The organism is Thermoanaerobacter sp. X514 (assembly GCF_000019065.1).
Classification (GTDB): domain Bacteria; phylum Bacillota; class Thermoanaerobacteria; order Thermoanaerobacterales; family Thermoanaerobacteraceae; genus Thermoanaerobacter; species Thermoanaerobacter pseudethanolicus.
This window is the reverse complement of the sequence record NC_010320.1, coordinates 176,929-199,302: the sequence shown is the minus strand read 5'-3', so window position 1 is coordinate 199,302 and position 22,374 is coordinate 176,929. Positions and strand designations below refer to the sequence as shown.

At 34.1% G+C, this 22,374-nt stretch carries 21 protein-coding genes and 1 pseudogene; 7 read left to right on the top strand and 15 right to left on the bottom strand.

Annotated features, from left to right (window positions below):
- Positions 1 to 69 precede the first annotated feature (69 nt).
- The 4 genes and pseudogenes from TETH514_RS00995 to trmL all read right to left on the bottom strand — a co-directional run bounded on the left by TETH514_RS00995 (position 70) and on the right by trmL (position 3,680).
- Positions 70 to 1,290: an IS110 family transposase gene (locus tag TETH514_RS00995; protein WP_003869923.1), complete on the bottom strand. Its 1,221-nt coding sequence runs from the start codon at positions 1,288 to 1,290 to the stop codon at positions 70 to 72.
- A 271-nt stretch (positions 1,291 to 1,561) separates the two neighbouring features.
- Positions 1,562 to 2,020 (bottom strand): annotated as a pseudogene (locus TETH514_RS00990) (MATE family efflux transporter); the annotation flags it as partial.
- Between the two features lies 1 nt (position 2,021).
- On the bottom strand, positions 2,022 to 3,191 hold the full coding sequence (locus TETH514_RS00985; RefSeq protein ID WP_003867099.1) for a DNA polymerase IV: 1,170 nt from the start codon (positions 3,189 to 3,191) through the stop codon (positions 2,022 to 2,024).
- Positions 3,192 to 3,209: 18 nt separating this feature from the next.
- Entirely contained in the window at positions 3,210 to 3,680 is a 471-nt protein-coding gene (gene trmL / locus TETH514_RS00980; protein ID WP_003867100.1) for a tRNA (uridine(34)/cytosine(34)/5-carboxymethylaminomethyluridine(34)-2'-O)-methyltransferase TrmL, read from the bottom strand.
- A gap of 396 nt (positions 3,681 to 4,076) precedes the next feature.
- Here trmL and nikR point away from each other — a divergent pair, with 396 nt between their 5' ends.
- Genes nikR through TETH514_RS00955 form a run of 5 tightly spaced genes read left to right on the top strand, consistent with a single transcriptional unit; the run spans position 4,077 to position 7,061 of the window.
- The gene (nikR, locus tag TETH514_RS00975; RefSeq protein ID WP_038016399.1) at positions 4,077 to 4,493 is read left to right on the top strand and encodes a nickel-responsive transcriptional regulator NikR; all 417 of its coding nucleotides are present in this window, start codon (positions 4,077 to 4,079) and stop codon (positions 4,491 to 4,493) included.
- A 13-nt stretch (positions 4,494 to 4,506) separates the two neighbouring features.
- Positions 4,507 to 5,199 carry a cobalt transporter CbiM gene (cbiM, locus tag TETH514_RS00970; protein ID WP_003867102.1) on the top strand — a complete coding sequence of 231 codons (693 nt, stop codon included), beginning with the start codon at positions 4,507 to 4,509 and terminating at the stop codon, positions 5,197 to 5,199.
- On the top strand, positions 5,196 to 5,513 hold the full coding sequence (locus tag TETH514_RS00965; RefSeq protein WP_003867103.1) for a PDGLE domain-containing protein: 318 nt from the start codon (positions 5,196 to 5,198) through the stop codon (positions 5,511 to 5,513). Before cbiM ends, TETH514_RS00965 begins: the two co-directional genes overlap by 4 nt.
- A complete protein-coding gene (gene cbiQ / locus TETH514_RS00960; protein WP_009051922.1) occupies positions 5,506 to 6,321 on the top strand; it encodes a cobalt ECF transporter T component CbiQ in 816 nt (271 codons plus the stop codon). The genes TETH514_RS00965 and cbiQ overlap by 8 nt, the downstream gene beginning before the upstream one ends.
- A gap of 11 nt (positions 6,322 to 6,332) precedes the next feature.
- Positions 6,333 to 7,061, top strand: a complete 729-nt coding sequence (locus TETH514_RS00955) for an energy-coupling factor ABC transporter ATP-binding protein (RefSeq protein WP_009051923.1) — start codon at positions 6,333 to 6,335, stop codon at positions 7,059 to 7,061.
- Between the two features lie 94 nt (positions 7,062 to 7,155).
- Here TETH514_RS00955 and feoB read toward each other — a convergent pair whose 3' ends face one another.
- Positions 7,156 to 9,129: a ferrous iron transport protein B gene (feoB, locus tag TETH514_RS00950; RefSeq protein ID WP_009051924.1), complete on the bottom strand. Its 1,974-nt coding sequence runs from the start codon at positions 9,127 to 9,129 to the stop codon at positions 7,156 to 7,158.
- A gap of 18 nt (positions 9,130 to 9,147) precedes the next feature.
- Positions 9,148 to 9,390, bottom strand: a complete 243-nt coding sequence (locus TETH514_RS00945) for a FeoA family protein (RefSeq protein WP_009051925.1) — start codon at positions 9,388 to 9,390, stop codon at positions 9,148 to 9,150.
- Between the two features lie 209 nt (positions 9,391 to 9,599).
- On the opposite strand from TETH514_RS00945, the gene TETH514_RS00940 reads away from it, so the two are divergent.
- Together TETH514_RS00940 and TETH514_RS00935 are read left to right on the top strand one after the other, a co-directional pair.
- Positions 9,600 to 10,088 carry an Lrp/AsnC family transcriptional regulator gene (locus TETH514_RS00940; RefSeq protein ID WP_003867108.1) on the top strand — a complete coding sequence of 163 codons (489 nt, stop codon included), beginning with the start codon at positions 9,600 to 9,602 and terminating at the stop codon, positions 10,086 to 10,088.
- Positions 10,085 to 11,251 (top strand): aminotransferase class I/II-fold pyridoxal phosphate-dependent enzyme, encoded by a 1,167-nt coding sequence (locus TETH514_RS00935; protein WP_009051926.1) that lies wholly within the window; start codon positions 10,085 to 10,087, stop codon positions 11,249 to 11,251. The genes TETH514_RS00940 and TETH514_RS00935 overlap by 4 nt, the downstream gene beginning before the upstream one ends.
- Before the next feature lie 146 nt (positions 11,252 to 11,397).
- Here the strand turns inward: TETH514_RS00935 and nagA are convergent, their stop codons facing one another.
- The 9 genes from nagA to TETH514_RS00890 all read right to left on the bottom strand — a co-directional run bounded on the left by nagA (position 11,398) and on the right by TETH514_RS00890 (position 22,359).
- Positions 11,398 to 12,546 carry an N-acetylglucosamine-6-phosphate deacetylase gene (gene nagA / locus TETH514_RS00930; RefSeq protein ID WP_009051927.1) on the bottom strand — a complete coding sequence of 383 codons (1,149 nt, stop codon included), beginning with the start codon at positions 12,544 to 12,546 and terminating at the stop codon, positions 11,398 to 11,400.
- Between the two features lie 38 nt (positions 12,547 to 12,584).
- Positions 12,585 to 13,547 carry a GNAT family N-acetyltransferase gene (locus TETH514_RS00925; RefSeq protein ID WP_009051928.1) on the bottom strand — a complete coding sequence of 321 codons (963 nt, stop codon included), beginning with the start codon at positions 13,545 to 13,547 and terminating at the stop codon, positions 12,585 to 12,587.
- A gap of 41 nt (positions 13,548 to 13,588) precedes the next feature.
- Positions 13,589 to 15,166, bottom strand: coding sequence for a beta-N-acetylhexosaminidase (gene nagZ, locus TETH514_RS00920; RefSeq protein ID WP_009051929.1), 1,578 nt, complete (start codon positions 15,164 to 15,166; stop codon positions 13,589 to 13,591).
- A gap of 343 nt (positions 15,167 to 15,509) precedes the next feature.
- The gene (locus TETH514_RS00915; protein WP_009051930.1) at positions 15,510 to 16,712 is read right to left on the bottom strand and encodes a phosphopentomutase; all 1,203 of its coding nucleotides are present in this window, start codon (positions 16,710 to 16,712) and stop codon (positions 15,510 to 15,512) included.
- The gene (locus TETH514_RS00910; RefSeq protein WP_009051931.1) at positions 16,709 to 17,905 is read right to left on the bottom strand and encodes a YhfX family PLP-dependent enzyme; all 1,197 of its coding nucleotides are present in this window, start codon (positions 17,903 to 17,905) and stop codon (positions 16,709 to 16,711) included. The genes TETH514_RS00915 and TETH514_RS00910 overlap by 4 nt, the downstream gene beginning before the upstream one ends.
- Positions 17,906 to 17,916: 11 nt before the next feature.
- Positions 17,917 to 19,008, bottom strand: coding sequence for an aminotransferase class V-fold PLP-dependent enzyme (locus TETH514_RS00905; RefSeq protein WP_009051932.1), 1,092 nt, complete (start codon positions 19,006 to 19,008; stop codon positions 17,917 to 17,919).
- A 3-nt stretch (positions 19,009 to 19,011) separates the two neighbouring features.
- The gene (locus TETH514_RS00900; RefSeq protein WP_009051933.1) at positions 19,012 to 19,911 is read right to left on the bottom strand and encodes a phosphotriesterase; all 900 of its coding nucleotides are present in this window, start codon (positions 19,909 to 19,911) and stop codon (positions 19,012 to 19,014) included.
- Positions 19,912 to 21,021: an amidase gene (locus TETH514_RS00895; RefSeq protein ID WP_009051934.1), complete on the bottom strand. Its 1,110-nt coding sequence runs from the start codon at positions 21,019 to 21,021 to the stop codon at positions 19,912 to 19,914. It abuts the gene before it with no gap.
- Between the two features lie 54 nt (positions 21,022 to 21,075).
- Positions 21,076 to 22,359 (bottom strand): YhfT family protein, encoded by a 1,284-nt coding sequence (locus TETH514_RS00890; RefSeq protein ID WP_009051935.1) that lies wholly within the window; start codon positions 22,357 to 22,359, stop codon positions 21,076 to 21,078.
- Positions 22,360 to 22,374: the final 15 nt, after the last annotated feature.

The following is a 22,374-nucleotide window of genomic DNA, read 5'->3' as shown; positions in this document are numbered from 1 at the left end:
CAAAAAACTAAACCCATACCGATGTAAAAATATGGGATAAATAAATGGTTAATAAAGTTAAATTAAAAGTTAAGACACTGCAGATTCGACCGTGACCTTAAGGCCTAAAGACTCTAGCTTTTTTAAAGATTGACGAATAATCATATTACGCTTTTTCTCTTCATAATAAGTAGGACCTAATTCAATATATGGTTGCTTTTGCTTGAGAATATGATAAACTATAATTAAAATGCTATGTGCCACTGCAACTGCTGCACGGTTTGCTCCTCTTCGAGCAGCGATGCGGTGGTACTGACTTGAGAGATAAGTATCTTTTGCCCTTGAGGCAGCTCTGGCAGCTTCAATAAGAGAGCTTCGCAATTTTTGGTTACCTTTTCGAGTTCTTGCAGACTTTTGTTTACCAGCACTTTCATTATGACCTGGACACAACCCTGCCCAAGAACACAAATGGGCAGCAGAGGGGAACTGTTCCATATTCGTGCCGATTTCGGCTATTATTTGTTCTGCAGTTCTTCTTCCGACTCCAGGGATTGTATCCAGCAGTGCCAGGTCTTTTTCAAAAGGGAGCATTCGATTTTTAATTTCTTCGTCTAATTTTGCTATTTCTTCATCAAGGTAATCAATATGTCTAAGCTGTATTTCCAGAAGCATCCTTTGGTGATGATTGATCAAGCCTTTTAAAGCGCGTTTTAGTTCATCCATTTTATTTTTTAGCTTGCCTTGAGAAAGCTCAGCCAGGGTTTCGGGATTTTCTTCACCATTTATAATAGCCTCAAGTATAGAACGACTGGATGCCCCGTTGATATCAGAGACTACCGAAGACAGTTTGATATTAGCTCCTTCTAAAACCTTTTGTATGCGATTAAGTTCTCTTGATTTTTCTTCAATGAGGCTTTTTCTATAGCGTACAAGCTCGCGAAGTTCTCTTTGTTCACGATCTGGCACAAAGCTGCCTTGCAAAAGGCCATGTTGTAAGAGACTTGCTATCCACTCAGCATCTTTTACATCGGTTTTTCTACCAGGGACATTTTTAATATGCTTAGCATTGACGAGTAGGATTTTAATGCTCTCAAGCTCAAGTAGATTGTAAATAGGTTTCCAATAAGAGCCGGTACTTTCCATAGCAACAACAGAACAACCTTTAGCTTTAATAAATTCTTTTAATGCAATAAGGTCATCGGTCATAGTTGAAAAAGTGCGGATTTCTTTACCTTCTGGTGTTATTATACAAGCTACGACATTCTTTTTATGGACATCTAATCCGCAAACGTGAGAGTAAACTAAATCCATGAAAGAGCCAACTCCTTTTTTAAAATTTGAACGATAGCGACTGTAAAATTGAAGAGCTGGTGCAACAACCATAAGGGGTTATTCTATCCTGCGTGCTTCCCGTAAAGGGAGCAACAATCTGTGGTGCACCTGGTCGTTGGAGTCTGTCTATGAGTCGGGCTCAAAGCACCAAGGTAAGAACGACCTTTCTTCACCAGCCGCTGTACTGATTATATCATCAAAAAAGGACATTTTCATCCTCTGCTGGTGCTGCATTTGCGGCATGGGAGTCTATGATGATATCAATTATCACAAAAGGTAGACCAAAAAGCACTATTCTATAGTACATTAAAGCCAATTTAAAAACATCAGGGGATACACTTCCAAAGAAGGTTTTAACAATAGGTACTGCAAAAATATAGCCCAAAGTAGTGAGTCCTATAAAAATGGCAATACTCATAATAAGGGACTGCATAACTGCAAGGCGAGCCCCTTCTTTGTCTTCTTCACCAATAAGCCTCGCTACAATTACTGTGGAACCAGTGGCAAGCCCTGAAAAGATTGCCTGAAAGAAAAAAATAAGGGAATTAATCATCCCAACAGCCGCAATTGCACTGGCACTTATTCGACCTACAAATATAGTTGACACCATTCCAACTGTCATTATAAGCATTTGTTCTGTTATAGAAGGCCAAGCCAATTCTATAATTTCTTTAGCAACATTGCGCTTATGCCTCTCTTTTGCTTCCAATTTAATCCCTCCGTTGCTTCGTTTCCTCTTTTAAAAGTTCACTTGCCTTTTTCACTACTTCCTGCCCCATCTTTTTATTTATTTCTCTAACTACATTTTCTGCTTTAATAAATTTAATAACCCTTTTATCCAAAAAGGACAATTGCTCATATTTTACTGCACTCAAGTTAGAAACAGATAGACCAATAAGCCTTATATATTGGTCTAATTTTAGACTTTCAATAATTTCGTAGGCTACATCGTATATGTCCTCACCTAATCGTATATATTTATTTAAAGTTTTGCTTTTGGTGTGAACTGTAAAATCTGATGTTTTTATCTTAACAGTAACTGTTCTGGCATAAAGCCTCTCTCTAAACAATTCTTCCGATATTATGTCGGAAAATAATTTCGCATAGCGAAGCAAAAGTTTTTTATCTTTTGTATCTTTTTCCAATGTTTTTTCCTTTCCTATAGACTTAATCTCCCTCATAGTTTCAACAGGCCTCTCATCAATGCCACGGATTCTTAAATATATCTCCACACCTACTTTACCAAAAATTTCAACAAGATTCTCCTGTGACAGTTTTAAAAGGTCACCTATTGTATTTATTCCCATAGATTTAAGTCTTTCTTCGGATTTTTGCCCTATACCATAAACTTTGGAAACGGGAAGTGGTTTTAAAATGTCGGGAATCATGTCTTCTGTTATGACCATAAATCCGTCTGGCTTATTCCAATCTGAGGCAAGTTTTGCAAGAAATTTATTATAGGAAACTCCTGCAGAAATAGTAAGTCCTGTCGTTTCCTTCACTTTCTTTTTTATTTCCAGGGCAATAATCTCTGGATTTTTGTCAATATCTGTAACATCAAGATAGGCTTCATCTATAGAAACAGGTTCCACTAAAGGAGTTATACTGTACAGGATATCAAAAATTTGAGCTGAAACCTCTTCATATCTTTTTCTCCTTACAGAAAGAAAAATACCGTGTGGACATAGCTTCCTTGCCATGTACATCGGCATTGCAGAATGTATTCCGTACTTTCTTGCCTCATAGGAGCAAGTTGAAACTACCCCTCTTCCCGACAGACCTCCTACAATAACAGGTTTCCCTTTGTATTCCGGATTATCATGTTGTTCTACAGATGCAAAAAAAGCATCCATATCAACATGAATAATCTTTCGTTTCATAATCATCCCTCAATTTTTTTATTTCATATTAGGAAAACCCAGTTGTCTCAAGGCCTCATACAGTACTATAGCTACAGAGTTGGACAAATTTAAAGACCTTGTAGATATCACTTCATGCATTGGTATCCGTATACAATCCTCGTAGTATTTTTCAATCAACCACTTAGGAAGTCCTGCAGTTTCTTTCCCAAAAAGTATATAAGAATTGTCTTCATATTTCACATCATGATAATATTTTCTAGCCTTTGTGGTAGCAAGATAAAACTTTTTCCCTTTGTTTTGTTCAAGAAATTGTTCGAGATTATCGTAAACAGTAAGGTCTAAAAGAGGCCAGTAATCTAAGCCAGCTCTTTTTACGTATTTTTCGTCTATACTGAAACCTAAAGGTTTTACAAGATGAAGCCTGCTGCCCGTAAGTACACAAGTCCTTGCAATATTCCCCGTGTTCTGTGGTATCTCAGGTTCAACAAGTACTACATTAAGTGGCATACTCTACCTCCTGTATTGTAACTAACTTTATTTTATTATATCACAAGAGCTTTATAATTAAAAAAGAGTGAAAAATTTTTACACTCATCTCACTTATTAAATATTTTTACTAAAAATTTAATCATCACAAATAATATAACTACCACCAAAAATCTATCTCTCCAATAGCAACTTTAAACACAGTTCGTATTTTTTATTGCAAGATATACGATAGTGCCTCCAATGATAAAATTAAGCCTTCTGCTTTTATGCTCTTGTCTGCAGGCTCCCGTAGTTACTCCCGCAATGCATTCTACGCATAAAAGCGAAGACTTTAGTTAATTTTTAAATTGACTCTCCCATAAAATAGTGTTATTATTTTTAAGAAGATAACACTATTTTATGGGAGTGATAAGTCTGGAAGAAATAACACGTTTTGGAGTTTCAATGGAATCAAAACTTCTTTATCAATTTGACGAGCTTATAAAGAAAAAAAATTACAACAACAGGTCTGAAGCTATACGAGATTTGATAAGAGATTTTATCGTGGAAAATCAGTGGGAAGCAGAGGATGTAGAAACTATTGGAACAATTACTTATGTTTTTAATCATGAAGTGAGGGAAATAAGTGACAAACTGACAGATATGCAACACAAGCACTATCAAAACATAATCTCAACAATGCACGTACACTTGGATAAGCACAACTGCCTCGAAGTAATGGTAGTAAAAGGCACTTCAAAAGAAATTACAAAAATTGCAGATGAAATTATAAGCACAAAAGGAGTAAAGCATGGAAAACTGGTAATGACAACAACAGGTGAAAATTTGTAAGGGGGAATTTTTTATGCACATACCTGAAGGCTATATAAGTCCTCAAACCTGCGCTGTTATGGGTGCTGCTATGGTACCAGTCATTTCAGTTGCAGCAAAAAAAGTCAATGAAAGTTTTGACAAAAAAGACATACCTACTTTGGCTATAGGGTCTGCTTTTGCATTTACAATAATGATGTTTAACGTACCAATACCAGGTGGTACAACTTCCCATGCCATTGGTGCAACTCTCCTTGCAATAACTTTAGGGCCGTGGGCAGCAAGTATATCTCTTACTATAGCTTTATTTATACAAGCATTGCTTTTTGGTGACGGAGGAATTTTAGCTTTGGGTGCAAATAGTTTTAATATAGCTTTTATAGCTCCTTTTGTTGGATACGGAATTTATAAACTTATGTTGTCACTTAAGTTAAATAAAGTCATATCATCTGCTATAGGGGGATATGTAGGAATAAATGCTGCAGCTCTTGCTACAGCAATAGAACTTGGACTTCAGCCATTGCTTTTTCATACAGCAAATGGAACACCTCTATATTTTCCCTATGGATTAAACGTAGCAATACCTGCAATGATGTTTGCTCATCTTACTGTAGCTGGTATTGTAGAAGCCATCATAACAGGCCTTGTAGTATATTATTTACAAAAAGCGGATGAGGAAAATATACTGTATAAATTTTCATACAAGCTTAGAGGTGATAATAGATGAAAAAATTCTACATTGCAGCTATAGTTATAATACTTCTCACTCCTCTCGGGCTTTTAGCTCCTGGTTCGGCATGGGGAGAATGGGGCTTAGATGAAATTAAGAACATGATAGGATATGTACCTGAGGGAATGAGTAGATTCTCAGAAGTTATAAAAGCAATATTACCCGATTACAGTATACCAGGATTTGATGTTAATTTCTTCCAACAAGCTTTAGGTTATATTTTTTCGGCAGTTATAGGAATTGCAGCTATTGTATTGATATTTGCAATATTAGGGAGGATTATGGGAAAACCCCAGAAGAAAAATGGATAACTTTTTAGAAAAGACAATCTTAAGTATACAAAATGCATTTGAAGATATGTTTTATTCTGACACAATTTTTGCTAAGAAAGGTATTATGCAGTCTCTTGATACGAGAATAAAACTCGTCTCCGTTTTTATATTAATCATTATAGTCAATTTTGGAAAGACAATACCTTTTATGACCATATTTCTTATTTATACACTTTTGTTGGCTTATTTTTCTAAAATACCTTTAAAAGCATATGTTGTGAGGGTATCAACAGTCTCAATATTTTTTACAGGTATTGTCCTGATACCTTCACTTTTTAATGTAGTAAAAGAAGGACAGCCTTTAGTATATTTCACAAAAAATTTTTATATAACAAAAGAAGGTTTGTATAGTGCCATTATTTTTATGATGAGGTCATTTATATCTTTATCTTTTGTATATATACTAGCACTGTCAACAAAATGGGTAGAAATATTAAAAGGATTGAGGTCTTTTAAGCTTCCCCGCATTTTTACTGCTACACTTGAAATGGCCTTACGTTACATCTTTTTGCTTTTAGAAATTGCTACAAACATGTTTCTCGCAAGAAAAAGCAGAAATGTCAGGAAAAGTGATAGTAGTGAAGGAAGAAAATTTGTCGCTTCTGCTATGGCAAATGTTTTGATAAGGTCTCAACAACTGAGTGATGAAGTTTATAACGCCATGATTTCACGAGGTTACAATGGAGATTACAAAACACTAACTACTTTTAAAATGACTTTTTATGATTATATGTGGATAGGTTTTAATATAACTTTTTTATTCATCTTGTGGTATATCCACCCATAAGGAGGTGTAAATTGAGCACAGTATTTGAATTAAAAAATGTCTATTACTCTTACAATAAATCAGTTCCTGCTTTAATTGACATAAGTTTTGAAGTAAAAAAAGGAGAAAAGTTAATCCTTCTCGGTGCAAATGGCAGTGGAAAATCCACTCTTTTAAAATTGATGGACAATTTAATTTATCCGGACAAAGGTGAAATATGGGCATTTGGCAAATTGCTGGGGGGTAAAAAAACTTTTGATGAATATGAATTTAGAAAAAAAGTAGGTTTTGTGTTTCAGGACTCTGATGTGCAACTTTTCAGCACTACAGTCTTTGACGAAATAGCATTTGCACCACTTCAAATGGGCTTAAAGGAAGACGAAGTCCAAAAAATAGTGGAAGAAACTCTTATTTCTTTTGGAATTGAAAAATTAAAAGATAGGCCCCCTCACAGATTAAGCGGCGGAGAAAAGAAAAAAGTCGCATTAGCATCAGTCATGGTGATAAATCCTGAAGTTTTGCTTCTTGACGAACCTACAAATGGCCTTGACCCACGGTCAAAAAAGTGGCTTTTAGTGAAACTACAAGAATTAAACAAAAAAGGTACTACAATAGTTATTGCAACTCACGACCTTGATATGGCAGCAACGCTTTCAGACAGGATAATAGTGCTAAACGAAGACCATAGAATAGAAACTATAGGTAAACCTGAGGAAATTCTTAATAATGAGGAGCTTTTGCTAAAAGCCAATCTGATTTGATAAAAAAATAGAGTAGGTCTAGTGTCCTACTCTATTTTCAATTTATTTTTTCTATAAATTCTATTGTTTTTCACCCATTAACATTATAGCACAATTATACAAAAGTAAGAATTCTATTTAATATTCCCCCTATTAGTATTGCAATAAAAATATTAACAAAAACTACCCACCATGTTTTTCTCCATCCAATTGTCCTTTTTAATGCCGCAATTGTAGCAATACAGGGAATATAAAGCATTGTAACAACACCAAAGACAATCATCTGCCGCGGCGTCAAAATCTGTGTTATATGACTTGTCCCAGACAGTGTTAAAAGCATTATAAGGGTAAGCTCTTTCCTTAAAACCCCAAAAATCAATACTATTCCTACTATTGATGGCAATCCCAACCATTTTACTACAATAGGGTCCGTTACATACGTCACATATTTAAATATACCTGTGTATTTCAATATTTCAAGCACAAGACTTCCTACAACAATTATAGGAAGTGCCACATACAAAAAGTCTTTAATCCTAATCCATATTTGCTTTAATGTTGGTTTTAACGCGGGTACTCTGTAACCGGGAAGTTCCATTATCAAATCATAGGGTTTTCCATGCGCTATTTTATCTGCAAAATACGCTGCTATATAAATTACCAAAACATCTAAGGCAAAAACAGCAAGTGCGTATTGCGGCCCCATGAATACCCCTATTGTACCTAAAATTATCACAATCCTTGCAGAACAAGGCACAAGAGTGGACATAAAAGACGCAACAAATATTTCTCTATCAGTTTCTAAAATTTTTGTGCCTAGTACTGCCGGGACATTGCACCCAAAGCCCATCAATATTGGAATGAGAGCTTTGCCGTGAAGTCCCACTTTGTGCATTATCTCATCCATTAAAAAGGCAATTCTCGCAAGATAACCCGTGTTTTCAAGTATTGATAAAAATACATAAAATGGGAGTATATAAGGTAGTACGATGGTTATAGCAGAAATAAGTCCTTCAACAAGTCCATTCCATAAAACATCTTTATACATATTTGGAATATGCAAATTATACACCAAAGGTCTTAATACATCAAAAAATCCCTCCAACACGCCAGAGAAATACTCTCCAAATTTAAATATGCCGTAAAATGATATGAAGACAATAGCAAACATTGATATATAGCCAAATATTTTATGAAGAGCAACATTGTCAATCAAATCAGTCCATGTAATTCTATGGTGAATTTCTGATACTGTCTGCCTGGCTATAAAAGAGGCAATATCATACCTGGCTGCTGTAACTAAAGTCACAAGAGGGCCATCTGTCTTCGCCTTTAATCCCTCTAGTTCTTTTTGAATCTCTTCATAAGCCTTTTTACCATCAGGCTCTCTTTTTAGCTTTTCAATTATATCGCTATCTTCTTCTATAAGTTTTAGAGAAATCCACAGAGGATGAAACAAATTTATAATGTTTACTACATTGTGTTTTAAAAGAATATTGTAAATTCTCATTACATACTCGCTTACTTCATTTCTGTATTTGAGAATTTTTTCTTGTTTTATGTCATACTCTTTTACAGCCGTTTCTTTATGTGAATCTACAACTTCTAAAGCTTTATCTATCAATTCTTCAAGGCCTTTCCCCTTTGTAGCGATAGTTTTTACAACAGGAATTCCTAAAAGTTCTTCAAGCCTTTTTACATTTATATCTATACCCTTTTTAAGGGCATAATCCACTTGGTTTAAAGCCATAACCATAGGCACATGAAGCTCTAAAAGTTGCACTGTAAAAAACAAATTTCTCTCAAGATTAGAGGCATCCACCACGTTTATTACAACATCCGGTTTTTCAAAAGCTATAAACTCACGAGAAACAATTTCCTCTTGAGAATAGGCAGAAAGAGAATAAATACCGGGAAGGTCAACAATTTTTATAGTCCGGCCTTTAAATCTCAAAAGCCCTTCTGCCCTTTCCACTGTTTTCCCCGGCCAGTTGCCAATTATCTGAGTTAAACCCGTCAATTGATTGAAGATAACGCTTTTACCTACATTAGCATTTCCTGCTAAGGCTATAACTATTTCTTTTTTCATCTTAAGCCTTCCTTTCTGTTAGGCAATTTTTACATATATTTTTGAAGCAAGACCATATCCAATCACAAGGTGAGAATTTCTAACTTCAAGCTCAACAGGCCCCCGCAAAGGGCCTTTTCTAACCAGCTTAACTTTCGTCCCTGGGACAAGTCCCATTTCATTCAATCTTTGCATAGCTGTCCTTCCAGTTTTTATTAGTATAATCTCTCCTTCATGATTTTCCCTTAATTGTATAAGATTTATAATAGTATTCTCTGCCATTTGTGATGCCTCCATAATTGAAAATAATTATCAATATCTATATAAAAATTGTAACATTCTTTATACATACATGTCAACCCAGAATTCACACATTCGTTAAATTTCAAACGTTTTTATTTAAATTTTTATACTTCAATTTATTAAATTATTGAATTACGCCTATCTTTGTATTATAATGTGCATAAAATATATTTTTAGGAGGTGCAAAAATGGATAAAAGCATGGAGATCCTTGACCTTCTGTGCGAAAACAGCCGTCTTACAGAAAAGCAAATGGCAGCAATCACAGGGCTTAGTGAAGAAGAAGTTAAAAACACAATAAAAAGTCTTGAGGACAAAAAAGTGTTGTTAAAATACACTGCTCTCGTGGATTGGGAAAAGGCTGGCCGGGAAGTCGTAACTGCCCTCATAGATGTAAAAGTAGCACCCCAGCAAGGACTTGGATTTAATGCAATAGCTGAAAGAATATGCCAGTACGAAGAAGTAAAATCAGTTTCCTTAATTTCCGGAACTTACGACCTTTCCGTTGAAGTAGAAGGTAAAACAATGAAAGAAATAGCCTTCTTTGTCGCTGAAAGACTTGCCCCCATTGATGGCGTATTAAGCACTACCACACATTTTATTTTAAAAAGATATAAAAAAGACGGAGTTTTTTATGAAGAAGGACAAGACGACAAAAGATTGGTGATAACACCATGAATACAGACAAATACATATCCAACGTAGTAAAAAGTATTCCACCGTCCGGAATCAGAAAATTTTTTGACCTTGTGACTAATTCAAAAGACATAATATCACTGGGAGTTGGCGAACCAGATTTTGTAACTCCGTGGGAAATAAGAAAAGAAGGCATTAACGCACTAGATAGAGGTAGCACAACATACACCTCAAACTTAGGCTTGCCCGAACTTAGAATGGCCATATCCTATTTCTTAAAAACTCATTATAATTTAACCTATGACCCTGAAAAAGAAATAATGGTAACTATTGGTGCTAGTGAAGCCATTGACCTTGCTCTGCGAGCTCTTTTAAATGACGGTGACGAAGTCTTAGTTCCTGAACCTAGCTATGTTTCATATGCCCCCTGTGTAACTTTGACAAGAGGCATCCCTGTATTTGTTCCTACTGATGAAAAAAACAATTTTATACTAACCCCTGATGACCTAAAATCAAAAATAACCTCGAAAACAAAAGCATTAATTCTTCCTTACCCCAATAACCCTACAGGTGCTATCATGAAAAAAGAAGAATTAGAAGAAATTGTAAACATAATAATCGAGCATGATTTAATAGTAATTTCTGATGAAATATATAGTGAATTGACTTATGAAGGAAGACACGTAAGCATAGCCTCACTTCCGGGCATGAAAGAAAGGACAATACTTATAAACGGTTTTTCTAAAGCTTTTGCCATGACAGGTTGGAGACTTGGATATATTGCAGCAGAACACGGATTCATTGAAGCGATGAATAAAATCCATCAGTACACAACTATATGCGCTCCAATAACAGCACAATATGCAGCTATAAAGGGTATATATCAATGTGAAGAAGACATAGTAAAAATGAGAGAAACATATGATAAGAGAAGGAAATTTATTGTAAACGGATTTCGCGAAATAGGTTTTGACTGCTTTGAGCCAAAAGGAGCTTTCTATATTTTCCCGTCAATAAAAAAGACGGGTATGACTTCACAGGAATTTTGTGAAAAACTCTTAAAAGAAGAAAAAGTAGCTGTAGTACCAGGAGACGCATTTGGCCCAAGCGGTGAAGGATTTATTCGTGTATCATACGCATATTCTATAGATAAAATAGCAAGAGCACTTGAAAGAATAAAAAATTTTGCAAAGAGAATATTGTAAAGGAATAACATCCAACATATCGCAAAATACCTTTAATGTAAAAAGGAATCCTTACATCGAAAGGATTCCTTAAACTTTGTATGGCAATTAAGCTTCTTGGCATTTATTTATCAGTTTTTTTGTGAGCATTTTTATATTAATTTACTTTATTCTTTAAAAACCTTCCCCTCTATTATCGTCATATAAACAGTCAAATCATTGTTTAGCACAACTATATCTGCATCTTTGCCAACTTTTATGCTTCCTTTTCTATTATCTACTCCAATTGCTTTGGCAGGATTTAAAGAGGCCATCTTGCAAGCTTCAAAAAGCGGTACTCCAAGAAATGTTATATTTGCTAAAGCTTTATCTAACGTCAATGTACTTCCTGCTAATGAACCGTTTTCTAGTTTTGCCACACCTTCTTTTACAAGTACCTTTTGCCCTCCAAATATGTACTCCCCGTCTCCTAATCCACAGGCAGGCATCGCATCTGATATAAGTATCACTTTGTCTGTTCCTTTTATTTTAATTAATATCTTTACTGAAGCGGGATGTGTGTGAATAAAATCCGATATTACCTCACTGTATATTCTGTCATCTAAAAATACTTCTCCTAATGCACCAGGTTCTCTGTGATGTAACCCTTTCATGCCGTTATAAGTGTGAACTGCAATTGTAGCACCATGATCTACTCCATTTTTCATCTCCTCATAAGTGGCATTTGTATGCCCTAAGGAGACTTTTACACCCTTTTTAGTGACATGTTCTACAAAGCTTCCATCCGGGTCTTTTTCAGGTGCTAATGCTACTACTTTTATGTTATCTCCTGAAACTTCTAAAAATTTGTCAAATAACTCTTTATCAGGTTGTATTATATATTTTTCATCCTGTGCCCCTTTGTGTTCTTTGCTTATAAAGGGTCCCTCAACATATGCCCCTAAAATTTGTGCTCCACCTGTTCCTTTTTTCATCGTCTCATTTATGTTTTTAAGAGCATTCAGGATATAGGGTACATCCATTGTCATAGTAGTAGCGCAAAAAGAAGTTACTCCATGTTTTGCAAGATGAATTGAAATAGCATTTAATGCTTCATAAGTAGCATCCATTGTATCATGTCCAACACCGCCGTGAATATGTATGTCTATAAAGCCAGGCACTATTTTTTTGCCTTTTAAATCAATTACTTCTGCATCATTAGTACTTAAATTTTTACCTATACTTGAAATTTTCCCATTAGAAATTAATAAATCTCCATTATATATTATCTCATTCTGTGTATATATTTCACCATGTTTTAATAAAAGGTTTTTCATGCAAATCACTTCCTTCCAATAACAACTTGTCTTTTATTTCAATTCTTTTTATACACTGTGTATTTTTTCCAAATTTTGCACCCCAGTCTTGAATAAAAATCCACCAATTCAGTCCAATCTATCACCACATTTCTAATTCCTCTACTATACAAAAAGTACATGCCAGCCTGAACAATTGCCAACCCCAATCCTTTTCCTCTCTCCTTTTCATCAATACCTAAGGGCCCTATACCTCCTAGCTCTTTGTTAAATAAAGGAGCCCAATACACATTTTGCGCAATAAAAGGAGAATTAATGTCATTAATTCTACAAAAACCTACTATTTCGCCGTTTTTCTCACCTACAATAAAATCCCGTCCTTCACCTCCTCGTTTGAAATAATGTATAGCCTCATATTCCCACCGACCTGGAAAACTCTTTTTTAAAAACGAAAGAAATTTGTCTTTTTCTGCTAAATCTAACAGTTTAAATTTAACATCTAGTAAATCCGGTAATATCACTTCATTTTTCTTAGATAAATCACAATACATATCGTACTCTTCCCCATAATTAACGTATCCTCGTCTTTCAAACCATTCCCTCGTTTTTTTAAACTCAGAAGGTATGCCAGGAAAGTAATGCCATGGATCTTGGCCTAATAATACAGTTTTAACAGCTGCTTCATTTAAAGCTTTTTCTGCCCTCTTTAACAATTCGCTGCCAATTCCTTTATTTCTGTAGTCATGATCAACCAAAATGACTTGAATATGTCCAACACCTTTTTGGATTTTTAAACATTCCATATCTTCTTTCCATATTTTTGACACTATAAAGCCTACTGTCTTGTCGTTTTTTGTATCAACGGCAACCCATGACCCTTCTAAAAGGACATTTACATCTTCAAAAGTATTTTGTCGTAATAGCTCTTTTCTCATGGGAAAATTATCACCTATTTCTTTATTCCAAAGAAACAATATTTCTTCTACCCTTCCCTCTGTCAAATTAATATATTGAATATCCATGTCAACTCCCCTTTTTTACTATTTTATTTTAATTATTTGGTTTATAAAGAAACCGGCAATTCTCCTTTTGGCACATAATTACCACTTAAAACCTCTAGCACACTTTCTACAGAAAGTGGAGTATATTCATAAGTACAAACATATGTAGGCACATCTTCAAATTCTAATAAATCATATGGATTTCTTAAGGCAACAACGATGATATTTTTATTCACTTCCAGCAATGAGTTTACAAGCCTTACTTGGCCTTCATTCAAACTAGCATTATAAGCGCCTACTACAACAATTTCTTTATCTTTAGCCTCTTCTCTGATAGTATTTATGAGGTCTTCATCAGGATTTACAGGAATAGTTTTTTCAACCCCTCCAAATTTTTGCACAAAAGCTTTTGCAAAAGATACTTTATCCATTAAAGTATCATCCACACCTGAAATTGGGACTGTTTCAGGAGAAACTGCCAATATTTTTTGTTTCCTTATTGGTAAAAGGTTATTTTCGTCTTTAACAATAGTGATGCTATTCAAACTTATGTTTTTTGCAATTTCTTGATGTTCTTTACACCCCACAATAGTTTTAATTTTATTTTCATCTGGATATGGATTTTCAAAAAGTTTGTATTTCTCTTTTAATTGGATTATTCTTTCAACAGATTCATCTATTCTTTCAATTGATATTTCACCTCGTAAAACTGCCTCTTTGATTTCATTAAATGCCTCTATCTGCAGTTTTTTCGTATGGGAAACAAGGACTATATCTGCTCCTGCTTTTATGGCCATCGCAGCTGCTTTGGCCGTACCAAAATATTTTGCAATTGCATTCATTTCCATACAATCAGTTATAATTAATCCATTAAATCTAAGTTCCTTTCTCAGTATATTGGTGAGAATATTATGGGACAATGTTGCAGGCAATTTATTTTCCTCAAGAGCTGAAAAGAGAATATGGGCTGTCATTATGGCTTCCACACCATTTTCTATTGCTTTTTTAAAAGGATATAACTCAATTCTATATAATCGCTCTTTATTGTAAGACACCAATGGTAAATCAAGATGAGAATCTACTGAAGTATCCCCATGACCGGGAAAATGCTTCGCTGTCGCTATAACATTTTCTTTTTGTAAACCTTTTATATAATTAATTCCGAACTCCGCTACTTTTTCTGGATTTTCTCCATAAGACCTAACCCCTATTACAGGATTAGATAGATTATTATTAATATCAAGGACAGGAGCAAAATTAATATTTATGCCCAATGCTCTAAGCTCTTTACCTGCTATTTCTCCTATCTTATATGCATTTTCTACTTCATTTGTCGCTGCTATTGCCATATTGCCTGGTAAATAAGTGGCATCTTTATAAATTCTTGTAACCATTCCTCCCTCCTGGTCAATAGCAACTAACGCTGGAATGCCTGTATGTTTTATTATGTTCATCTGGATATTATTGCATAAATTTTGAAGCTGTTCTTTTCCCTTTACATTTCTAGAAAATAAAATTATGTTACCAATTTTATATTCACTAACTAACTTCTCAACATGGTCATCATAGGTGGGCGACGGAAAGCCAACCATCAGCATTTGCCCTATCTTTTCTTCCAGTGTCATATCCTTAATCCCCATAATCTTCAATCCTTTCAGATGATATTTTTAAAAGGACTTTCATTTTCTTTACGCACCAATTCTATTTTATGCTTTACATAATTAATTCTACATTTTTTTAATAAATCCTTTTTTATTTTTCTCACGATGTTAATATATAACTTTCGCAATTGTGATACAATTACTATAGAACCTCCCCTTTCTACATTAAAAGCAAATCATATTTTCGCGATATTGGTATTTTATTCTATATACTATATACCGAGAAAATGCTTAACGATTATATTGAAAGGGGTAAGAAATCTTTCGTTATAAAGGATTTCTTACCCCTTATTTCCAAGGCTCAAATGCTCGTCAAAAATAATTATATTAACATTTTTAGAAAGCTCTCTCCATTCTCTGGTTTTTCAACACCAAAATAATCTGCTATAGTAGCTCCTATACCTGATAAAGTCTTTCTTTCTCCTAAATTTACCGGTCTTAATTTTTTGCCGTAAACCAATAGAAGCGCTTTTTCTCTTGTGTGGTGGCTATGCCCTATGGTAGGGTCATTACCGTGATCACCAGTCATAAATAAAATATCATCTTTCTTCATTTTATCAATAATTTTAGGTAGATAATAATCTACAAGTTTCAATTTTTCGGCGTATTTTTCTACGTCCTGTGAATGCCCTGCAAGGTCTGTTTCTTGTACATTTGCCATTATTAAACCATCAGATATGTTGTCTAACTTATTCAATAATATGCTTAATACAGTTTCTGTATCAACACATGGATTATAATCTGCACCATCACAGTTTATAACATCTGCAGCCTTTCCAATAAGAGATACATCAAAACCATGCTTCTTCAAAATAGTTGTCACTTGGACATTTGGGTCTATTCCATATCCAAGATGTCTCACCATATAACCTTTATTATACACACCAGCTTTTGTACAGTTTATTCCAACGATATTATCCGATTTTTCTTCTACCGCATTTAATATATCATTTATTGTGATCCCTTTTCCTCCCAATACGATAACTCTTCCAACTTTAACGTTATCTCTTACTATTTGTCCGATTTTCAATTCTTCTTCAAATGAAATATAATCCAAAGGAGCAGTAACATTGTAGTTTAAACCTATATCCGCTTCAATATTGTCTGCTATTGTTACAACACCATTTACCAATAAAAATGGGTGTTTAGAATCTGGTATAGTAACATCAAAGCCTGCTTTCTCTAACTCAGTTTTTACTTTGTCCATACACTCTTTAAAAGGCTGTACCAAAGCTTTTCTAGGCTTTGAACCAACAATCTCTTGATGCCCTTGAAAAGTATCTGCTCCTTCATGCTCTAAGTTTGAACATCCATAGCTTGCAATGGGATTACTAACCTTTTTTATATTCTTACTCTCAACTATAAGACCTGCTCCCATTAATTCTAAATTATTTAATCTGTAATTATCATTATATTCAGAAACATGTTTTAAAGTATTTGCTCCTATATCTTGCGGACGTACCTCAGGGACATCAGCCATTTCACCAACCCCAAGACTATCTATTACAAGAATTATGGCTCTCATTTATTATCCTTCTTTCTTAAATCCTTTAAAAGATTACCTTTTGAATCAAATATATACGTTAATTTTGGTTTCCCTGAAGATAACCCTTCAAGAAGAGCTACTTTTGCTCTTGTTACAAATATTTGTGTTCTAAATGAATATATTACAGTGTCCCCGACGTTAACCTTTCTATTGTTTAAAAGTATAGTTCCATAATAGTCTATTGATTCCGGGGGTAATTCTTCAACATCAAATATTCTATCTAAAATATCTTCAGGATTATTTGATACTAACGCATATTTAACATTCGACCTCGGGTAAAACCCGCCTCCATAGCAATAAGCTTTTTCATTGTTAATATGAGATATCTCAGATACATACACAATTGATGGTTTTTCAGGCTGTTTTGTATATGCATGTAAAGGAGTCGTCCCCAATAAAGCATGCCCCGGCTCTCCATGAGTAATACCATACTTATTTAAAAGCGGTATTGAACTACAGCATGTAGCACTGGGCCCATTTACTTGCCAGATTTCAAGCCCCATTTCATTCAATATTTCTTTTGCTTTTAAGAGTGTATATACATTGTGCGTTGGTGTAATTTCTTTCTTCTCATAATCATAAAGAAAACATGGAAAGGATGTAATACCAGCAATTTTTATATTCTTCAATTTTAATATATGATGAACTGTTTCTTTTAACTTTCCAAGATATATACCTCCTTCTTGACCCGGATATATTACATCATTTTCATCTATTACTCTTAATAATATATCTTGCATAATTCCAAGCTCTTTTGCGTTATCTGATATTTCTTTTGCTTTTTCATATGAAAAACATGTTATAACTTCTGGTTTCATGAGTAAAGATAACTTAATGTCATTTTTCGGGACTTGTACTAAATGTCCTATATGCCCTATTTTAAGACCATTATCAAACAATACCCTTGCCTCATCAAAATCTACAGCTACTGCTTTATCAATTCCCGCCTTTTCAATGATTTTTGAAATAATAGGATTTCTTCCAAACTGTTTTGTCATATAATATAAGCTAATATTATATTTATCAGCAGTTTCTTTAATTAATCTTGCATTCTCATAAATACTATCAACATCCAACACATAAGTATTGGGTTCAATAACACCGTCTCTGTGTAATTTGGCAGCTTCTATAATAAGTTGTGGATTTCTTTCAATAACCATATTAAGAAACATTGCATCATCTCCTAAGCCAGACTTTTCTTTACAGCTTCTTTTAAAATTCTAATAACAGTATCAGCACCTGCCCTCATTGGATTAATGCGAATTACATAATTTTTTATTTCAGGATTATCTTTAATAAAAGTCCCTGAAACTCTATAAAACATAGCACCAATTTCATATCTTGATTCAGAACCTACAGGATAAGGTACTGCTCCCATCTCTTCAGCGTACTTTAATACTTTTGCCGCAATTGGTTCTTCAAATTCTATTAATACAACTCTGGACTGCGCATTTGCTACATATGCCTTTTTTACTCCTTTTATTTCCCCGTTATTAAGCCTCTTTGCTATTTCATCAACCTGCATTGCTTGTATTGCTAATGAAACAGGAGTGTATACAAGCGACCTTAAAGCTTCCATTGCCTCAGGTCCTTGCACTTGGCTTCCTCCTGAATAAGTTAGTTTACGAATTCCGTCTATAATATGCTTTTTACCTACTACACATCCAATTCCTTCCGGACCCAACAATTTAAATATGGAAAATACTGAAACATCCGCTCCCAACTGAACACCTATATATGGAGCTTTCATAACTACATAATTCTCATCAGTGATAATAGGCACATTCGTTATAGATTTAATAGCTTTTATTACTTTTTCGAGCTCATAGCTGTCATCAGGTTTTTGCCTTGAATGTTGTATTAACACAGCATCAACTTTTGTATTTTTTAATATCTCAAATGAATCTAAATCATTCATGTTTACTTTTAAAAGCTTAAGGCCCATCATATCGATAAGGTTTTGTGTTGTAGGATATACAGGGGCGTCATGCACAAGTAAGGTATTAAGAGGTTTTAATAAGCTATTAAAAACGAGTCTCATAGCCCCCGTACCAGCACCTCTTACTAGAGCAGAGTCTTCTGCATCAAAAAATTTAGCAAGAACCTTCTCAACTTTTGAGGTGGTTTTAGGTCGTCCAAGCTCCAATGATACACCATAATCACCAGCTTCGAGCAATTCATGCCCTCGAAAAACTGATTGGATGATATCTACTAATTTAAACTGCAAATTAATTGCTTCCTCTAAGCTAATCTGTTTAATAGGATACGTAATCATTCTTTATCCTCCAATCAAGTTCAATGGATTTCTGTATAATATAGTCTTTATATCTTCTTCTGTTAACCCATTGTTTTTTAAAAGAGGAATAAATTTTTCTACTATATATGAATGGCCAAAACCACCATAATTTTTTAGATAAGATTTTCTTGAAATATCCAATGAAAGGAGAATTTTGTTAATAAATCCTTTGTCAATAAGTTTCTTTATAGATATTGCTCTTAACTCATCTGGTTGATAATTAGTTTTACCAATTGTGTCAAAAGCAAGATAACATCCACTATCAAGTAAAGTTAAATAATAATCCATATCAATGTTTAAATCAACATGCCCTATAACTACTTTTTCTAAATTTACTTTCACATTTTTAAAAATTTTAATCTGTTCTAATCCTAAAAGCCCTAACGTTGTATGAGTTATTATCGGTACTCCGGTTTCATTATGTGCAATTGCAGCAGCTTCAAAAATTTTTCTTTCTACTTCTTTTATTTCTTCTTTACTTGTGCCTATCTCGCCTATCACAGATGCTTTATAATTTGTACCATCGATTCCATTAATAATTTCATCAATAAATATATCAGCCAATTCTTTAACAGAACTCTTATAAACTATTTCCGGCAAAAAAGGTTCTTTATAAAATCCAGTAGATAAAATCACATTCATATTTGAAATATCAGAAATATACTTGATTCTTTCAATATCTCGACCCATACCTATGTTTGTAACATCAACGATAGTATCTATGCCACTTTTTTTGAGTTCTTTTAAATCTTCAATTAAGCTATCTACATCATCAAGTTTGGCATCATCATCTTCTTTGAGTCTTGATAAATCAATAGTCAAATGTTCATGTATAAGAGTATAACCTATATCTTTAAAACCAGTATTATTATCTAAAATCATTTAATTCACCTCAAATAAAATATCATCATATTCTTTAGTGTTAAAATATTCATAAAATAGTTTTGGATGGCTAATATTGCTATCAATTATCTCTGCCAGCTTAATAGCACCTGTACCATATTTATTTCCTTCTTTCGCCATTATTAAAATCCCTACACCTAAATTTTCTGATGGTATTGTAAGAGCTGTAGTATTTACCATGTTAGCAACTTTTATCAAATATTTTCCTGAACTATTTTGAATATAACTTCCGACATATCCCATAGTACCTAAAACCGAATCTCCTAAACCAAAAATATCAATAGGTCCTTCTTTTGTTATCACTATATCTACCTCTTCAAAAGCTTTATTAAGCTTATATATAGCATCTTCTCTTTTCAATACATCCTTCAAATCAATATCAATTACTGGAATACCCTCTTTTGATAAAACTCTTTCAATATTATATAAATCTTCACGGACGTCACCAATAATCGGAAGATTTATATCGCCTTTTCGTGGAATTCCAACTTTTAAATTGCGAAAATCTATTGTATCATCCAAATCTATTAGGTTACTCAATACATCTTTACATACGAATAAATCTTTTGCAATTATTCCAATACCAGGTATGAAATTTATAGCATCTGTTGATTTTTTTAATTTTTTACCTTCAAGGCCTAATCCTTTTGCCATGATAGAATACAAATTACAGGACATCGCAGGCCCCAACACAGAACCACCACCATCAGTGCCAATAGTAAAATCATTTATTCCCAATAACACATTGATACAACCAGCACTTGTAGAGCCTGTCATCGGCCTGCCAGTAACAGGGTTTATTCTCTCAATATCAATTGCTCTACCGCCTTTTGACATCTCATCAACTGTAAGCCATATATAATTTCCAATATTAGATAATTTTTGCAAATATTCGCGTTTAATTTGTGATGTATTTTTTATTCCATAAAAGTATAATTTATCATATACTTTTAACGCTTCTACAGCTTTTTTTATTGCCTTATAATTAATATATCTAACAGAATAACCTAAATTATCACGTGCTATATTTATCGCATATGCGAGTCTTGCCATCTCATTTATTTTTTGCATAACTATTTTATCATTCATATATAACATTCACCCTAATAAATTTATTATATGGAAGAGGGGAAATTCCCCTCTTTATTTAACCGGTGGAACATACAGTCCAAAAACCGCCAATATGTTAGCAAGAATACCAACTAATATTGCTGCAATGGGTCCAACTGCCATTCTCACAATAGGTCTTCCTGCAATTTCATTTAAAAGGTATAACCCAATTACAATAAATATCCCTAATCCAGGCAACGCCATATTAGATGCATTCGCCCCGCCAACTAACAATGCCACTTCCAATAATTGTCCCATCGCTGTCCTAATGTTATCTGAAGACTTTTTAATCCCTGGGAATTTATCCAAAAATGCCGCTATACCTCCCAGCAGGTAAACTTCCGCAAAAATTATTACAAATCCTAGTATTGCTGCAAGCAGTGGATTGTTCGCAAATAAAGCTGCTGCGAATATAAAAGTCATTCCAACAGGACCATATACACCGGTAGCAATAGCAGTAGTTGCAACTAAAGGTACAAAACCAATTGCTCTCGCTAATGCAACTAAAGCAGCATCTGTATAATTACCTTTAGAAACCAATGATAGAGAAATTGGATCGCCTGCCAAAATATGCAGAGACGTGGCTGCCGCTACAAGAGCACCCATTATAGCAAGTACCCAAACATTCTTTTTTATCCTGTCTACTCTTTCAGTAAATAAAGCAGCAATATTTGTTGAATTTTCTTCTTTCTTTTCTCTCATAGCATAGATAAGTAAAACTATCATTCCAGTAACTAATGCCATACCTTCTGGATTCAAAGCTATTTTGCTTGTTCCAATAACTATTGGAGAAAATCTTGCTACTATAGCTCTAACCAATGCCGATATTGTTAAAGTAATAAGCCCATTTTTAACACCATATTGGTATGCAACTGCTAATGCAGGAAATGCTGCAAAAGCAAATATTACAGGTGTACCTATTTGTCCCATTGAGTCGAAAACATTAACCGGTAATTTTTTGAATACATTTACAATCCATTGCAATCCTACCAATAGTCCTATTCCCCACAGAGCTCCTATTGTTCCAGCAACAGCATATCCTATTTTACCTTTTGGTGACCATGTTCCTATAATATCTGTCCCGAGTAAAATACTATGAACAAGTAATATGGTAGCACCAATTGAAATTGGTATTCCAAAACCGATTACAAGTCCAAAAGATAAAGCAAAACTCGTTGCAGCCAATTCTGCTTTTTTCATTCTACCTTCTAGATATTCAGGCATTATAGGTCTTAGCCCATCATTAAATACAGCAATACCACCATTCGCAAGAATTGCTGCCAAAGCACCAATTAAAGCAATTAACACTATCTTCATTTTTTATCCTCCAAT

Bases quoted from the DNA above. Each gene is read 5' to 3' on its own strand.
- TETH514_RS00995 (WP_003869923.1), bottom strand. From the start codon at position 1,290: ATGGATTTAGTTTACTCTCACGTTTGCGGATTAGATGTCCATAAAAAG.
- TETH514_RS00985 (WP_003867099.1), bottom strand. From the start codon at position 3,191: ATGAAACGAAAGATTATTCATGTTGATATGGATGCTTTTTTTGCATCT.
- trmL (WP_003867100.1), bottom strand. From the start codon at position 3,680: ATGCCACTTAATGTAGTACTTGTTGAACCTGAGATACCACAGAACACG.
- cbiM (WP_003867102.1), top strand. From the start codon at position 4,507: ATGCACATACCTGAAGGCTATATAAGTCCTCAAACCTGCGCTGTTATG.
- TETH514_RS00965 (WP_003867103.1), top strand. From the start codon at position 5,196: ATGAAAAAATTCTACATTGCAGCTATAGTTATAATACTTCTCACTCCT.
- cbiQ (WP_009051922.1), top strand. From the start codon at position 5,506: ATGGATAACTTTTTAGAAAAGACAATCTTAAGTATACAAAATGCATTT.
- feoB (WP_009051924.1), bottom strand. From the start codon at position 9,129: ATGAAAAAAGAAATAGTTATAGCCTTAGCAGGAAATGCTAATGTAGGT.
- TETH514_RS00945 (WP_009051925.1), bottom strand. From the start codon at position 9,390: ATGGCAGAGAATACTATTATAAATCTTATACAATTAAGGGAAAATCAT.
- TETH514_RS00940 (WP_003867108.1), top strand. From the start codon at position 9,600: ATGGATAAAAGCATGGAGATCCTTGACCTTCTGTGCGAAAACAGCCGT.
- TETH514_RS00935 (WP_009051926.1), top strand. From the start codon at position 10,085: ATGAATACAGACAAATACATATCCAACGTAGTAAAAAGTATTCCACCG.
- nagA (WP_009051927.1), bottom strand. From the start codon at position 12,546: ATGAAAAACCTTTTATTAAAACATGGTGAAATATATACACAGAATGAG.
- TETH514_RS00925 (WP_009051928.1), bottom strand. From the start codon at position 13,547: ATGGATATTCAATATATTAATTTGACAGAGGGAAGGGTAGAAGAAATA.
- nagZ (WP_009051929.1), bottom strand. From the start codon at position 15,166: ATGGGGATTAAGGATATGACACTGGAAGAAAAGATAGGGCAAATGCTG.
- TETH514_RS00915 (WP_009051930.1), bottom strand. From the start codon at position 16,712: ATGAGAGCCATAATTCTTGTAATAGATAGTCTTGGGGTTGGTGAAATG.
- TETH514_RS00910 (WP_009051931.1), bottom strand. From the start codon at position 17,905: ATGTTTCTTAATATGGTTATTGAAAGAAATCCACAACTTATTATAGAA.
- TETH514_RS00905 (WP_009051932.1), bottom strand. From the start codon at position 19,008: ATGATTACGTATCCTATTAAACAGATTAGCTTAGAGGAAGCAATTAAT.
- TETH514_RS00900 (WP_009051933.1), bottom strand. From the start codon at position 19,911: ATGATTTTAGATAATAATACTGGTTTTAAAGATATAGGTTATACTCTT.
- TETH514_RS00895 (WP_009051934.1), bottom strand. From the start codon at position 21,021: ATGAATGATAAAATAGTTATGCAAAAAATAAATGAGATGGCAAGACTC.
- TETH514_RS00890 (WP_009051935.1), bottom strand. From the start codon at position 22,359: ATGAAGATAGTGTTAATTGCTTTAATTGGTGCTTTGGCAGCAATTCTT.